Raw genomic sequence first — 14,124 nt, 5'->3', positions numbered from 1 at the left:
GCTCGCAGATGACCCGCTGGCCGGCCGACTTCTGCGACAAGCTGGCCGCCTGCGGCTACCGCGTGATCCGCTTCGACAACCGCGACACCGGCCTCTCGACCTGGTTCAAGCCGGGCGAGACCTACAGCCTCTCCGACATGGCTGGCGACGCAGTCGCCGTCCTCGACGCCGTGGGCGCGAACAAGGCCCACGTGGCCGGCGTGTCCATGGGCGGGATGATCAGCCAGGCCGTCGCCATCGAGCATCCAGGTCGCGTGCTGTCGCTGACCTCGATCATGTCGGCCAGCGGCGCGCCGGGCACGATGGACCCGACGCCGGAAGCGGGCCTGGTCCTCTCCGTCGCCCCGCCCGATCCGAAGGCCGACTATGAAACCTTCCTGGCCCACGGCGTGAACAACGCCCTGACGATCGGCAGTCCCGGCTATCCCTGGCCCGAAGGCGCCCTGCGTGAACGCGCCATCGCCGAGCATGCGCGGGCCTTCAACCCGACCGGCTCGGCCCGCCAGATGGGTGCGATCCGTGCCGATGGCGACCGCACCGAGCGGCTGTCCAAGCTCTCCGTCCCGACGCTCGTGCTGCATGGCGCCGACGATCCGCTGATCAAGCCGCTTGGCGGCGAAGCCACCGCCAAGGCGATCCCCGGCGCTGAACTGCGCATCATTCCCGGCATGGGCCACGACCTGCCCCCGGCCCTTTACGACACTGTCATCGACGCCATCCTGGCCGCCGCCGCGCGCGCCTGAAGCCTAAAGAAGAGGAACTCCCATGGGACGTCTTTCCGGCAAGACCGCCGTCATCACCGGCGCCGGCTCGGGCATCGGCCGCGCCAGCTCGCTGCTGTTCGCCGCCGAAGGCGCCAGCCTAGTCATCGCCGACAAGATGGACAGCGTGAACGAGACCGCCAAGCTGGTGGCGCAGGCCGGCGGCAAGGCTGTTCCCCTGGTCGGCGACGCCGGCGAGGAAGCCTTTGTCGAGAGCCTGATCGGCCGCGCGGTCTCCGAGTATGGCGGGCTGGACGTGGTCTGGGCCAATGCCGGCATCTCCGGCGGCTGGACCACCTTCGACGAACAGGACGCCGCCTTCTGGGCTGAGATCCTGCGCGTGAACCTGATCGGCGCCTTCCTGGCCGTGAAACACGCCTCGCGCCACATGATCCCCAAGGGCAAGGGCTCGATCATCTGCACCGCCTCGGTCGCCGGCATCCGCTCGGGCGCGGGCGGCTCGCCCTATTCGGCCTCCAAGGCCGGCGTCATCAACCTGGCTCAGACCTCAGCCAATGAGTTCTACGGCACCGGCGTGCGGGTCAACGCCATCTGTCCCGGCCTGATCGAGACCGGCATGACCCAGCCGATCTTCGACGGCGCCCGCGCGCGCGGCAACGAGGACAAGATCGGCCAGCTGAACCCGCTGCTGCGCGGCGGCGTGCCCATCGAGATCGCCAACGCCGCCCTGTTCCTGGCCTCGGACGAAAGCTCCTACGTCAACGGCCAAGCCATCGTCGTCGACGGCGGCCTGTCCTCGTCCCACCCGGTGGTGCGTCGCAAGCGATGATCTACCTGCTGCGCCACGGTCAGACGAACTACAACCACGAGGGCCGGATGCAGGGTCAGCTGGAGTCCCAGCTGACCGACCTCGGCATGGCCCAGGCCCAGGCCATGGCCGACCTGCTGAAAGCTGAGATCACCGACACCACCGGCTGGCGGCTGCTGGCCAGCCCGCTCAAGCGGACCCGCCAGTCGGCCGCCATCGTGGGGGCCACGCTCGGTATCGAGGTCGAGATCGAGCCGGCCCTGATCGAGGTCGGCTGCGGCGCCTGGGAGGACCGGCTCTACGCCGACCTCGCCAAGGAGCATCCGCAAGCCTTCGCGGGCCGCGACTGGTTCTTCCAGGCCCCCGAGGGCGAGCGGTTCGAGGATGTCGACGGCCGCGTCCGCCCGTGGTTGGCCGCCCAGGCGCCTGAACCCCGCAAGCTGATCGCGGCGGCCCACGGCGTCTCCGGCAGCCTGCTGCGCGGGGCCTATCTGGGGCTTTCACGCGAGGAGACCTTGGCCCAGGATATGCCGCAGGATGCGATCTTCCGGCTGGCGGAGGGGGCCGTCCAACGGCTCTCCTGCGCTGAGGTTGCTGCATGATCTATCTCGTCCGGCACGGCGAAACCGAGTTCAACGCCGAGCGCCGCCAGCAGGGTCACCTGGACTCGCCGCTGACGGCGCTGGGCCGCGCGCAGGCCCACGCCGCCGGACATCTGTTGAAACGCCAGATCAATGGCGATAGCGGCTGGCGCATCATCGCCAGCCCGCTCGGCCGGGCCCAGCACACCGCCCAGATCATCGGTGAGCACCTTGGCCTGCCGGTCGAGACTGACCATCGGGTGATCGAGGTCTCTTTCGGACAGTGGGACGGGCGGCTGCGCGATGAATTGGCGGCCGAGTTCCCCGACACCTTCGGCCTCGGCGGCTGGCAGTTCGCCGCCCCGGACGGCGAAGGCTACGACAGCGTCGAGGGCCGAATCGCCGATTGGCTGGCCGATCTGCCGCCCGAGCCGCAACGCAAGGTGATCGTGGTCTGTCACGGCGGCTCGGGCCGCGTCGTGCGCGGCGCCTATCTGGGCCTGCCCCGGACCGAGACCTGGGCCCAGTCGGTGCCGCAGGACGCCATCTACCGCCTGGTTAGTGGAGCAATCGAGAGATTCGATTGCGAACTGCCGGCGCAGCCGTAAACCGTCCCGACAGCGCCATCAGCCCAAACGCCGCGACCGCGCCCAGCAGGAACGCCCCGGCGACCGCGCTCGACAAGGCCGCTGGCCCGATGTGCATCGGCGGGCGATCCATCCAACGCACCACCGCGGCGTCCGGCTCATCGCCCAATATGTCTTCGTAGTCTTCGCTCATCGCCTTGGCTCCCATTGTGCGCTGGCCTAACCCATGCGACCGCTCAAGGTTCCGGCCGACTGGCGCTCAGCGGCGGGCAAGGTTAGAAGCCGAACACTGAACGTTCAGAGAGACCCATGGCCGGACATTCCAAGTTCAAGAACATCATGCACCGCAAAGGCCGCGCCGATGCGGTCAGGTCCAAGCTGTTCTCCAAGCTGTCGCGCGAGATCACTGTGGCCGCCAAGGCGGGCCTGCCCGATCCCACCATGAACGCGCGCCTACGGTTGGCCGTCGCCAACGCCAAGGCCGAGTCCATGCCCAAGGACAACATCGACCGCGCCATCAAGAAGGGCGCCGGCGGCGACGGCGAAAGTTATGACGAGGTCCGCTACGAGGGCTTTGGTCCCGGCGGCGTCGCGATCATCGTCGAAGGCCTGACCGATAACCGCAACCGCGCGGCGGCCAACATCCGCACGATCTTCTCAAAGAACGGCGGCAACCTCGGCGCCACCGGTTCGGTGTCGTTCCAGTTCGACCGTCTCGGCGAGATCACCTATCCGGCCAAGGTCGGCTCGGAAGACAAGGTCATGGAAGCGGCCATCGAGGCCGGCGCCCAGGACGTGGAATCCGACGAGGACAGCCACACCATCTACACCGCCTATGAGGACTTCGCCGAAGTCGCCGCAGCGCTGGAAGGCGTGCTCGGCGAGGCCAAGTCCACCAAGATCGTCTGGCGCGCCAAGAACCTGACCCCGATCAGCGGCGATCCCGTCGCCACCCTGATGAAGTTGGTCGACGCCCTCGAAGACGACGACGACGTCCAGAGCGTCTACGGCGACTACGACATCTCCGACGAAGACATGGAAAAGTTCGGCTAACACCGGACCGGAGGCCGCCGGTGAAGCTCGGGCTGATGATGGTTCTGACGCCCGACCTCGCCGAGGCCGAACGCTTCTACGGCGAGGTGCTAGGTCTGCGGCTGGCGGACCGGGCGCCGAACCAGCTCATCTTCGACCTGAGCGGCACGGAGTTTCACGTCTTCGGGTGCGCCCAGCCGGCCCCAGCGCACGCCCATGCCGCGAGCGCGACGACGATCTGCGTCTTCGAGGTTCCGTCCATCGACGCCGCCATGCGCCGGATGCGCGAACAAGGCGTGATCTTCCTTCACGATACGCCCGCCGAAAACGCCCCCGGCGGCTTCCGCTACGCCGCCTTTCACGCGCCCGGCGGCAATGTGCACGAGATCATGGAACGGCTGGCGCCAAGCTAGCGGCGCGCCCGGGTCGCCCCGGACGCGCCCTTTTTCACTACCAGGCGATCGCCGCGGTCGCCCGCACCGCATGGCTCTGGGCGTTGTCCGACCAGCCATAGCGGTAGCCGAGGCTGACGCGAGTGCGCTCGGAGAGCGCGGTGTCGACCGACGTCGCCAACTTCACCGAGGTCTGGCCCGGGGAAGCCGCCGTGACCGAGAACCGCTGGCCATGGAGCGCCGTGTCGAAGGCGCTGGCGTCGTCGCCGAACTCCTGCGTCACGAACAGCGAAGCCTGCGGCTTGATCTTCACCGACCACGCCTCGGTCTCGCCGCGAACCACGCCGCCGATGCGGCCCTGCACGGCGTTGCGCGTCTCGTCCTTGAAGGCCAAGGCGCCGATGGCGCCGCCCGTTTCTTGGACGCCGTCGCGCTCGACCCGGTCGCTGGACAGGCCAGCGGCCAAGGTCACGGCCGCCGGTCCCCAGGTCAGGTGACGCCCGGCCTCGACATCCGCCGCCATCGAGACGCCGTCCATCTTGGCCGCGAAGCGCTCGCCGCCAGAGAAGAAGTCGATCGAGCGGGCGGTCTTGTAGGTGTCGTTCCCGAGCGAGACGACGCCGTTGACGTAGTACTCGCCCGAGCGCCAGCCAGCATAGGCGTGGCCCTGATAGCTGAACGACTTGCCGTTCCCCATCAGCCCGGCGTCGAGCTCTGTCTCGCCATAGCTCACCGCCGCGCCGACCAGCAGCTTGTCGCTCACCGCGTGGTCCAGGCCGATCGTCACCGAGCCGCTGTCGGCGCGATAGCCGCTGGCATGGGCGTCAGCCTCGACCTTCAGCCTGTCGCCGCCGACCACGGCCCAGAGCTTACGGTCGCCCGCGTGGGCGTCGCCCAACCGGGCCGATACCTGAGCACGGTTCGTGCGGTTATATTGCAGCTTCGCATCGACGCTGTCGGTGTGGATCTCACCGGCCCCCTGTTGCAGGGCCGTCAGGATCTGGGTCTGGCTCAGCCCGACCAGGCCCGCGGCGAAGGCGCCAGGGACGGTGCTGGCGCGCTGGCCGGCCACGCCGCGCGCACGGTCAGCCGCCGTGGCGGCGGCTTCGGCGTTGGTGCGGCCGCTGATCGCCAGTTGGCTATAGCTCTTGGGCGTCACCGCCAGGGCGATGGCCTTGGGCATGTAGATCACGTCAAAGCGTGAATCGGCCGGGATGCCGTCCGTCGGCTGGGTGACAGCGGCGAACGAACCGCTGACCCCGCCCTCGGCGCTCACCACCTCGAACACGTCGCCGATCTTGGGCGTGTAGGTGTTGGACGCCGCGCCTGTGATGCCGCGCGTGATCGGCGCGATGGCGCCGCCAGCGGTGAACACGCTGCCCGCCCCGGTCAGGACCAGGGTGTCGTGGTGTCCCGCGCCGACACCCGCCGTCGGGCCGTCGATATCTATGGCCAGCACGCCGCTCGCCGACTGCGTCACGTCGCCCGCGACCACCAAGCGGCCGGGCGAGTTGCCCGGCGCCAGCACGCCATTGACCTCGACGTCGCCCCGGATCAGGCCGCCGCCGCCGGCGACGCCGCCATTGTCGATCCAGACCCCGCCCGAGAAGACGTTGTTGAAGCTGAGCTGGCCCTGCTGGACGCAGGCGCCGATGGCGTTGGAGCCCGCGGCGTTCAGGCTCAGATGGCCGACGCCCGCCTTGATGAGGCAAGCATTGCCCGACACCACGCCGGTCATGACGACGTCGCTGGCGCCAGTGTCGAACCGCGCGCCCTCGCCCTGAATGGCCAGGCCCTGCGAGAGGATCATGCCCGTGCCGACGCCCAGGGTGGCGCCGCCTTGCAGAATGATCAGGCCGCCTGCCGCGCCTTGCGACTGCTGCGATCCGATCACGACCGTGCCGCCCATGACGTCCAGCACCGACTGGCGATTGTCGCCGGTCAGGGTCAGCGAACCGGTTCCGACCTTTTGCAGCACGCCGCCGCCGGTGACGGCGCCGCTCAGAACCACGTCATGGCCCGCGGTGTCGACGCCGCCCTGTTGCCCCACCCGGACCTGCAGACCCTGATCGACGGTCATGTCGGCCAAGGTCCGCAGGGTCGCGCCGTTGCTGATCGTGACCCCGCCACCGAGGGCCGCGCCCGAGCCGACCGCCAGGATGCCGCCCTGCACATTGAAGCCGCCGTGGGTGTTCGTCCCGGTCAGGGTCAGCACGCCGCCGCCGGTCTTGTCCAAAGCCCCCGGCCCCGACAGCACGCCAGACAGGGTCAAGTCATGGCCCGCCGTGTCGATAGCGCCGCCGGCTGTCTCGACCAAGAAGTCGGTCGGCGCCGCGCCGCTCGATCCCAGGGTCAGGACGCCGCCATTGAAAGTCGGATCGACCGCGCCGCTCAGCAACTGCTCTACCGTATAGGGGCCGTCCTGGATGGTGGGCTTGGGACCGCCACCACCACCGCCGCCTCCCGCTGCGCCGAGCGCGGCGGCGATATCGGTGCCGAAGATGTAGCTATAGTTGAGGGTGAATACCTTGCCGGCCTCTAGGTCGCCAATATTGAAGCCGAGGCCGATGGTGTTGTCGCCATGACCAATGCTGCCGCCGGCCAGATACTCCGTCGGGTCCATGAACCAATCGGTGACCGCTGAATTGTGAGTGGCGGAATCCTTCGTATAGAGGCCGATCACATATTTCGAGACCAGCGCCTCGGCATAGACGAGGTCAGTCTTCGAAACGCCCGAAGAGCCTTGGAAATTGTTGGTCTCACTAGAGTCGCCATCGGCCGCGACCGCGTCTGGATCAGTGAACCGCGCATAGGTAAGACCAGTTAGATCGTTGATGGCCTTGATGGTGGTGGTGATGTTGAGCTGTTGGTCTTGATCGTTGAAATGGTAGTCATGCGTGATCGTGAAGTGTTGGTCGTAGGTTCCAGTCCAAACCGCGCGATTCTGATATTTATTTCCCGCCTCCGGGTAATCGATATCGTTATATAGCGTGAAGCTATCAACCGTTACGTCGGTACCTTTGGCGGTGTGATTGTTGTTGATCGCTGTAAAAGCGACACCGCCCTTAAAGCCTGAAAGAGTGAACCCTTCAAATGGCGACCCCGGGGTCAGGTAGTCGAAGTCCGAGTTGAAGACTCCCTTGCCCGTGCCGTCATAGAGGATGCCTGGCGGCGTCGAGCCGACGGACCCCAGGGTGCCGAACTCATTGAGGCCGATCTTGATGTAGGAGCCTTCCAAAACCTCGGTTTGGTACGGCGCCGCCAAGGCGATGACTGGGAAGCTCAAGGCCGTCCCGGCCAGGGCCAACATCGCGAACCGCGAGAGGCCGCCAACACGCTTGACGGAATGGCCGAGCAGGCCGAACGCAACGCCGCGCGCGCCTTCTGGCGCACGCATAACACTGATAGAATTCACAAAACGCCCCATAAGAACGCGACCCATCGCGCGCCAAGACTTCTGCCTGCCGCCGCCGATCGCTCAGCAACCCCGCCCCCAAAGGCGGAGGAGCGCCCTTCTGATCGTCGAGACTTAATTTCGCGCTAATGTTACCGCCAGGCTGGGCGAATCTGCACCTGAAGGCTCGAATAAAGAGGCCTGGATTTCGCCAAGACGACGGCCGGTTGCTTCCCCTTACTAGGTCCTCAGCTCTCGCACCTTAGACATAGACCAGCGACCTGTTGTCGCGGCGAAGCCCCCCTAGTGTCCCCCCGCCGCCGGCAGGTGCGTCTTGTCGTGGCGGCCGACCTGCTCGATCAGGGTGGCGCTGGCCTCGTTCATGCCCCGAACCTCGACCTCCGCGCCCTGGCGCCGATAGCGGAACACCACGCGGTCGACCGCCGCCGCCGCCGTCAGGTCCCAGAGGTGGGCCTGCGTCATGTCGATCTCCACCCGGCGCGGATGGCCGTGGAACTCGAACGAGGCGGCGAACACCTCGGCCGAGGCGAAGAACAGGTGGCCGCGCACGGCGTAGCGCCGGACGTCCTCGCCGCCCGGGATCTCCTCGACCACGATCACCTTGGCGACCTTGCGCACGAAGAACAGCGCGCTCAGCACCACGCCGAGCACGACGCCCTTCGACAGGTCATGGGTCCAGACCACCGTCACCGTCGTCGCCAGCATGACGATGGACGAGGCCAGCGGCGCGCTGCGCAGCCGCAGGATCGAGCCCCAATCGAAGGTGCCGACACTGACCATGATCATCACCGCCACCAAGGCGGCCATGGGGATCTGCGCCACCCAGTCCTGGAGCACCAGGATCAGGAACAACAGGAACAGTCCCGCCCAAAGCGTCGACAACCGCCCCCGGCCGCCCGACTTCACATTGATAATCGACTGGCCGATCATCGCGCAGCCGGCCATGCCGCCAAACAGCGGCGAGAGGATATTGGCGATCCCCTGGCCGCGCGTTTCGCGATCCTTGTCCGAGGGGGTGTCGGTCATGTCGTCGACGATGCTGGCGGTGAGCAGGCTCTCGAGCAGACCCACGAAGGCCAGGGTCGCGGCCACCGGCGCGATGATCGTGAAGGTCTCCCAGGTCAGCGGCACGGCCGGCAGGTGGAACATCGGCAGGGCCGAGGGCATCGCCCCCATGTCGCCCACCGTGCGCACGTCGACCCGGGCGAGAATGGCGAAGGCGCTGAGCCCGACGATCGCCACCAGCGGCGAGGGAACGGCCCGGGTGATCCGCGGGAAGCCGTAGATGATGACCAGCCCCGCCCCGACCATGGCGAAGGTTTGCCAGTTCGCGCCGATAAGTTCGGGCATCTGGGCCAGGAAGATCAGGATCGCCAACGAGTTGACGAAGCCGGTCATCACCGAGCGCGACACGAACTTCACATAGCGGCCCAGCTTCAGCAGGCCGACGATCACCTGGAAGACGCCGGTCAGAAGGCTCGCGGCGAACAGGTATTCAAGCCCGTGATCGCGCACCAGCCCGCCCATCAGCAGCGCCATGGCCCCGGTCGCCGCCGAGATCATCGCGGGCCGGCCGCCGACCAAGGCGATGGTCACCGCGATCACGAACGAGGCGTAGAGCCCCACCGCCGGATCGACCCCGGCGATGATCGAGAAGGCGATGGCTTCGGGAATCAGGGCCAGGGCGACCACCGTCCCGGCCAGCAAATCGCGGCGAGGGTTGGCGAGCCAGTCGCGCGCAAGCGAGGCGGAAAGCATGATGGAAACCTTGTCGAAGCCAAGCGACGCCGCGCTGCGCGCCGACGTTCAATTCAGGTCTGTCGCTTGAGTTTCCGGAGGATAGGCGCCCGGCCGAGCCACCCAGCAGGCTGGGTCCGACGAATGGCGTTCCAAATGCCCCGATAACCGTGGCCGCGCAAGCCGCGGCTAGATTTCGGGAGCGGTCCGGCGTGAGGTCGGCGCGTGGCCTACCAGGTCTTCAAGGGCCGCGTGGCCATCGGAGCCTTGTAGATATAGGTCGGCGCCTTGGTGTCGGCGCTCACCTTGATGAGGCTTGGATTGCTCTTGGCGCCCTGGCGCGCCGGGGCCTTGGACGGTGCGCTGACAAAGCTCGCAGTGGTCTTGGTGTAGCCGCTTGTCAGGGTGCTTCCCTGCGCAAAGGCGACGCCGGCCACGGCCAGCCCAAAAACCATCGACAACGTGAAGACTTTCACGCGCGCCTCCCTGAATATTCCTCACGACCTTCTGGCGGGTCGTTCCTCACGCTGTACCTTTTCGCACCGGGACGCAAATAAAACTCCGGCGCCTGACGATGGCCCGGCTCAGGCCACGGGCGCGAGCCCCGGCGGCGCCCACGCGCCCTGCTTCACCACCTCCTTCGGCACATAGGCGCGGAAGGTCAGCGAGTAGGCCTTGCCCTCGGCCGAGGGCAGCCAGTTGGCCTCCGGAACGCCCGCGACGGGCATTGCGCCAATCGCGATCTTCAGCGATCCATCGGCCTCCTTCTGGAGCGGCGACTGGTTGTTCAGATTGAAGCGAGCGAGCCGGTTCGGGACCACCCGGAAATCGGCGGCGTCCACCAGGATCACCGACCAATAGGCGTCCACCACCGAGTCCGGCAGCTGGTCGGGCGGGAAGTGGATGACATAGCCCTTGCCGCCATCCAGCCGCTGTCCCAGGGCGTCGCGGTTGGTGGTGAAATAGATCACCTCCTCGGTCGTATTGGCCCAGATGCCCAGATAGTTGACCGTCGCGCGCAGCCAGTAGTTCACCCCGTAATTGCCCATGTCGGGCGCGCCTCCGACCCAGCCCTCGTGCTGCGGTGCGGACTTGGTGAAGGCGAACTCCTGGAAAGCCGGCACGATCTGGCCATGGATCTGCTTGTCGGCCGCCGCGCGCGCGTCATCGCTTGAGGCGATGTGGACGGCGACCGCGCGGACCTGTTGCTGCATCTGAGCGGCGTGCGGCGAGACATCGAGCGCCGAGGCGAACACCGCCTCGGCCAGATCGAACAGCTCAGCCCCGATCAGTGTCTGGTTGCTGAACGGCGGCATCTGCGGCGGCTCGGCGATCCTTGGCGCGCCCTGGGCGGTCAGCACGAACTGCTTTTGCAGGGTCAGGGCGCCCGTCGGATCGCCCTTCAACTCCACCCGCGCCAGCAGCTTGGCCTTGCTGGAATGCAGATCGATCCGCGTCGCCCCAGCCGGCAAGGCGGGGCTCGATCCGGGCAGGGTCAGGGCGAAGGCGCCGAATGGCTTGGAGGGAAAGGTTCGCTCGTTGATGTTGACGATCACCTCGCCCCATTCGTCGAGGATCTGGGCGGTGTAGTACCGCCCCTCGACCTTCGGAACCTCCAGAACCACCGGATGATCGGCGTCGACCGCGATCCAACCCTCCAGATAGGCGACGTCGAAATTAGGGTTCACGAAGTCCGCCGAACCCAGCGGATTGTACTTCACCTGATTGTAGGCGAAGCCCTCTTCGTCCCGATCGAGATGCTCCTGCCGCACGACCAGCGCTCGGCTGAGAAGATAGACATAGGCGTCGGTGATGGTCTGGGCGTCCATGGGCGACTCCGTCTCGCATAGACGAGAGACTGCCGGCGCCAAACCGGCCAGGCCATCAGGCCTTACCCCGATGTCCCATGCCGAAGTCCGGGGCACGCAGCACGCCACGGAAGCTTAACCGCAGTTCGCGCGTTCTGGGCTGATGGACCTGTTTCGCCACGACTATGTCATCCCGATCCTGGCCGCGATCCTGGCCGGCGGCGTCATCGGCTTCGAGCGTGAATACCGGGGCCGCGCGGCGGGCATCCGCACCCACATCCTGGTCTGCCTGACCTCGACCCTGCTGATGCTGGCGGCGGTCTATCAGGTCGATTGGATGGTCGGCACGCCGCATGACGTGATCCGAGTCGATCCGGTGCGGATGGCCCATGGCGTGCTGACCGGCGTCGGCTTTCTCTGCGGCGGGGTGATTTTCCGCGAGGGGTTTTCGGTTCGCGGCCTGACCACCGCGGCCTCGCTCTGGATCACTTCGGCGCTGGGCGTTCTCTATGGGATCAGCCTGCATGGCTTGGCGGTGATCGGCACGGTCGCGACCCTGGTCGTGCTGGCCGGCATGCGCCTGATCGACGGACGGCTGCCGCGCCAGCGCCATGTCGACGTGTCCGTCCGCTACGCCCGCGAGGCGCCGCCGAGCGAGGCCGAGTTCCTCGCCCTGTTCGCGGCCTTCGGGCTCGAGCCGGACGCCGTGGTCCACAAGATGCTGCCGGGCGGCGAAGGGATCGAGCTGACCTCGACCTTCCGCGGAACCAGCGCCCTGAACTCACAGGCGATCACCGAGGCGCTCCTCGCCGATCCCCGCGTCGTCGCGTTTGAGCTGTCTCCTCGACACGAATAGCGCCTTGGTCGCAAAGCGTTTCACGCCTCAAGGAAACCCACCAACAAGCTGCGCATTGTCTTAGGCGGGAAATTGGAGGCTGTTCATGCGGGCGAACCAGGACTTGGGCGCGCCGAACCTAAGCCGGCGCCATCTGCTGGCCCTGGGCTTGGCCGCCGCGCCAGCCATCGCCGTGGCCCAGGAGATGGACGAGGCGCCTGCTCCGACGACGCCCGCCGCGCCCGTGCAGCAACCGGTCACCCCCCCCGGCCCCAAGCCGCCGGACTGGAACCGGCTACGCGCCCTGTGGGATCTGGACTGGGGCGAGGTCGATCTGTCGGCCATGCTGTTCGCCTCCAACCCCAAGCCGGTGCGCGAGGCCATCACCCGCCATCGCGCGGCGCTGGACCGCAACCCGGTCACCTATCTGGAACACAACAACAAGCGGCTGCAGAACGCCGCCCGCGCCGCCGCCGGGGCCTATTTCGGCGTGCCGATCGAGCAGGTGGGCCTTTGCGAAAGCACAACCTCGGGCATCGGGCTGGTCTATGCCGGCCTTAATCTGCGCTACGGCCAAGAGGCGCTGACCAGCGTCCACGACTACTACGTCACCCACGAGTCCCTGCGGCTGGCCTCGCGCAAGACCGGGATGGGCGTGCGCAAGATCACCCTGCATGACGGCGCGACGAGCGCCTCCACGCCGGAGATCGTGCGGCGGGTGGTGGCTGGGATCACCCCGGCGACGCGGGTCCTGGCCCTGACCTGGGTGCATTCCTCCACCGGCCTGAAGCTGCCGATCCGCGCCATCGCCGACGCCTTGAAGCCGATCAACGCCACGCGGCAGCCGGCCGACCAGGTGCTGTTCTTCGTCGACGGCGTCCATGGCTTCGGGGTCGAGGACACCACCTTCCCCCAGCTCGGCTGCGATGTGCTAGTCGCCGGCTGCCACAAGTGGCTGTTCGGGCCGCGCGGCACGGGAGTGATGTTCTTCAGCCCGCTGGCGCTCTCGCGCCTATCGCCGACCATCCCCAGCTTCCTGGCGCACGACGCCTATTCAGCCTGGATCGGCAACTACGATCCCGGCCCCACCACCGCCGCGCGGATGACGCCCGGCGGCTTCAAGGCCTTTGAGCAGGTCTGGTCGCTCAACGAGGCGTTCGGCTTCCACCAAGGGCTGGGCAAGCCGCATGTCGCCAACCGCACCCACGAGCTGGCCACCCTGCTGAAGACCGGCCTGTCCGCCCTGCCCCACGTGCGGGTGCGAACCCCGATGAGCCCGTTGATGTCGGCCGGCATCGTCAGCTTCGACGTCGCCGGTCATTCGGCCCGCGACACGGTCTCCCGGTTGCGCAGCTGGCGGATCATCGGCTCGGCCGCCCCCTATGCCGAGCAACACGCCAGGCTGACCCCCAGCATCCGCAACACCCCCGAGGACATCGCCTTCGCCATCAAGGCCATCGCCGCGATGGGGTAGGCCCCCGCTCCTACTCCGCTCATCCCGGCGAAGGCCGGGACCCAGGGCATGGAGCGTAAGATTCCGGATCGTCCGCCAGGACCGCGGCAACGGCCAAATGTCGACTGTGTCTAGACGAGCCCCATCCAAGTTCGTCATGGCCGACCGCTTGCGTCGGCCATCCAGAGCCTATGGATCATTGTCGGGCCAAGCTAACGGCGGCGGGGTATCCCGCTGAAAACGTGGCAGTCACCCGTTTCGGCACATCGGCGTTCCCAACCTAGGGCTGGCCCTGCTTGGCCGGCGGCAACAGAACACCGGCCCAATCTAATGTCGACTTGGCGCCCAGAAGCGGAGTTCCCCGATGGGACCCATCCGAGACAATCACGATTGGGCGGCACCCTGACCGAGTGGGGCTCGTTGGCGAACTTGGGGAGGTCTGCTTCAGGACAACGGGCCATCGAACAAGTCGCAACGGCCAAGTCGTCCGGCGCTCTCGGGCGGGATTTGGGAGGACGGGATAGCCAATCGACGGCTTTGGCTCTCAGGGACACGAACGCTTTCGCCGAAAGCGTTATGCTAATCCGTAGTAGCTGGCGATTGCATTTGTGATCGAGGCTGCCGCTGCGGCGATGCCAACCTTCTCAACGACCTTGGCGATATTGCCAGCAACCCAAGCCGTCGCTTTCTTCCCCATCTTCTGGCTTAGGTCGTCGGGCTTCTCCGAGGCCACGATGATGGCAAGTGTGGCGGC

Annotated in this window: 13 protein-coding genes and 1 other annotated feature; of the genes, 8 read left to right on the top strand and 5 right to left on the bottom strand. The window is 66.9% G+C overall.

Annotation, left to right across the window (positions count from 1 at the left end; all coding sequences use genetic code 11):
- The 6 genes from Q7T84_RS01480 to Q7T84_RS01455 form a co-directional block, all read left to right on the top strand.
- A partial coding sequence (locus Q7T84_RS01480) for an alpha/beta fold hydrolase (RefSeq protein ID WP_304805801.1) occupies positions 1–743 on the top strand: 743 nt, incomplete at its 5' end.
- 22 nt (positions 744–765) lie between these two features.
- Positions 766–1,551 (top strand): SDR family NAD(P)-dependent oxidoreductase, encoded by a 786-nt coding sequence (locus tag Q7T84_RS01475; protein ID WP_304805800.1) that lies wholly within the window; start codon positions 766–768, stop codon positions 1,549–1,551.
- Positions 1,548–2,132, top strand: a complete 585-nt coding sequence (locus Q7T84_RS01470; protein WP_304805798.1) for a histidine phosphatase family protein — start codon at positions 1,548–1,550, stop codon at positions 2,130–2,132. Before Q7T84_RS01475 ends, Q7T84_RS01470 begins: the two co-directional genes overlap by 4 nt.
- Positions 2,129–2,719, top strand: a complete 591-nt coding sequence (locus Q7T84_RS01465) for a histidine phosphatase family protein (RefSeq protein ID WP_304805796.1) — start codon at positions 2,129–2,131, stop codon at positions 2,717–2,719. The genes Q7T84_RS01470 and Q7T84_RS01465 overlap by 4 nt, the downstream gene beginning before the upstream one ends.
- Positions 2,720–3,007: 288 nt before the next feature.
- The gene (locus Q7T84_RS01460; protein ID WP_304805794.1) at positions 3,008–3,751 is read left to right on the top strand and encodes a YebC/PmpR family DNA-binding transcriptional regulator; all 744 of its coding nucleotides are present in this window, start codon (positions 3,008–3,010) and stop codon (positions 3,749–3,751) included.
- Positions 3,752–3,771: 20 nt separating this feature from the next.
- Entirely contained in the window at positions 3,772–4,143 is a 372-nt protein-coding gene (locus Q7T84_RS01455) for a VOC family protein (protein WP_304805793.1), read from the top strand.
- Between the two features lie 37 nt (positions 4,144–4,180).
- Here Q7T84_RS01455 and Q7T84_RS01450 read toward each other — a convergent pair whose 3' ends face one another.
- The 4 genes from Q7T84_RS01450 to Q7T84_RS01435 form a co-directional block, all read right to left on the bottom strand.
- Positions 4,181–7,537: an autotransporter domain-containing protein gene (locus Q7T84_RS01450; RefSeq protein WP_304805792.1), complete on the bottom strand. Its 3,357-nt coding sequence runs from the start codon at positions 7,535–7,537 to the stop codon at positions 4,181–4,183.
- A gap of 282 nt (positions 7,538–7,819) precedes the next feature.
- The gene (locus Q7T84_RS01445; protein WP_304805791.1) at positions 7,820–9,295 is read right to left on the bottom strand and encodes a SulP family inorganic anion transporter; all 1,476 of its coding nucleotides are present in this window, start codon (positions 9,293–9,295) and stop codon (positions 7,820–7,822) included.
- Between the two features lie 68 nt (positions 9,296–9,363).
- Positions 9,364–9,416 (bottom strand) — a sequence feature (sul1 is cis-regulatory element that is thought to sense ions involved in sulfur or methionine metabolism; They are found in Alphaproteobacteria).
- Between the two features lie 88 nt (positions 9,417–9,504).
- Complete coding sequence (locus Q7T84_RS01440; protein ID WP_304805790.1) at positions 9,505–9,750, bottom strand: hypothetical protein; 246 nt, start codon at positions 9,748–9,750, stop codon at positions 9,505–9,507.
- Between the two features lie 108 nt (positions 9,751–9,858).
- Positions 9,859–11,103, bottom strand: a complete 1,245-nt coding sequence (locus Q7T84_RS01435) for a DUF1214 domain-containing protein (protein WP_304805788.1) — start codon at positions 11,101–11,103, stop codon at positions 9,859–9,861.
- Between the two features lie 142 nt (positions 11,104–11,245).
- Between Q7T84_RS01435 and Q7T84_RS01430 the strand changes: the two genes are divergently transcribed.
- Both Q7T84_RS01430 and Q7T84_RS01425 read left to right on the top strand, forming a co-directional pair.
- Positions 11,246–11,938, top strand: a complete 693-nt coding sequence (locus Q7T84_RS01430) for an MgtC/SapB family protein (RefSeq protein WP_304805787.1) — start codon at positions 11,246–11,248, stop codon at positions 11,936–11,938.
- Positions 11,939–12,023: 85 nt separating this feature from the next.
- Entirely contained in the window at positions 12,024–13,391 is a 1,368-nt protein-coding gene (locus tag Q7T84_RS01425; protein WP_304805785.1) for an aminotransferase class V-fold PLP-dependent enzyme, read from the top strand.
- 553 nt (positions 13,392–13,944) lie between these two features.
- Here the strand turns inward: Q7T84_RS01425 and Q7T84_RS01420 are convergent.
- A partial coding sequence (locus tag Q7T84_RS01420; RefSeq protein WP_304805784.1) for a hypothetical protein occupies positions 13,945–14,124 on the bottom strand: 180 nt, incomplete at its 5' end.

The sequence above is a fragment of the Phenylobacterium sp. genome (assembly GCF_030654915.1).
Classification (GTDB): Bacteria; Pseudomonadota; Alphaproteobacteria; order Caulobacterales; family Caulobacteraceae; genus Phenylobacterium.
Note: the sequence above shows the minus strand (reverse complement) of the source record. Positions and strands in the feature narration are given on the sequence as shown.

Excerpts from the sequence above, each read along its gene's own strand:
- Q7T84_RS01435 (WP_304805788.1), bottom strand. The coding sequence starts at position 11,103 with ATGGACGCCCAGACCATCACCGACGCCTATGTCTATCTTCTCAGCCGA.
- Q7T84_RS01470 (WP_304805798.1), top strand. The coding sequence starts at position 1,548 with ATGATCTACCTGCTGCGCCACGGTCAGACGAACTACAACCACGAGGGC.
- Q7T84_RS01465 (WP_304805796.1), top strand. The coding sequence starts at position 2,129 with ATGATCTATCTCGTCCGGCACGGCGAAACCGAGTTCAACGCCGAGCGC.
- Q7T84_RS01445 (WP_304805791.1), bottom strand. The coding sequence starts at position 9,295 with ATGCTTTCCGCCTCGCTTGCGCGCGACTGGCTCGCCAACCCTCGCCGC.
- Q7T84_RS01430 (WP_304805787.1), top strand. The coding sequence starts at position 11,246 with ATGGACCTGTTTCGCCACGACTATGTCATCCCGATCCTGGCCGCGATC.
- Q7T84_RS01460 (WP_304805794.1), top strand. The coding sequence starts at position 3,008 with ATGGCCGGACATTCCAAGTTCAAGAACATCATGCACCGCAAAGGCCGC.
- Q7T84_RS01425 (WP_304805785.1), top strand. The coding sequence starts at position 12,024 with ATGCGGGCGAACCAGGACTTGGGCGCGCCGAACCTAAGCCGGCGCCAT.
- Q7T84_RS01475 (WP_304805800.1), top strand. The coding sequence starts at position 766 with ATGGGACGTCTTTCCGGCAAGACCGCCGTCATCACCGGCGCCGGCTCG.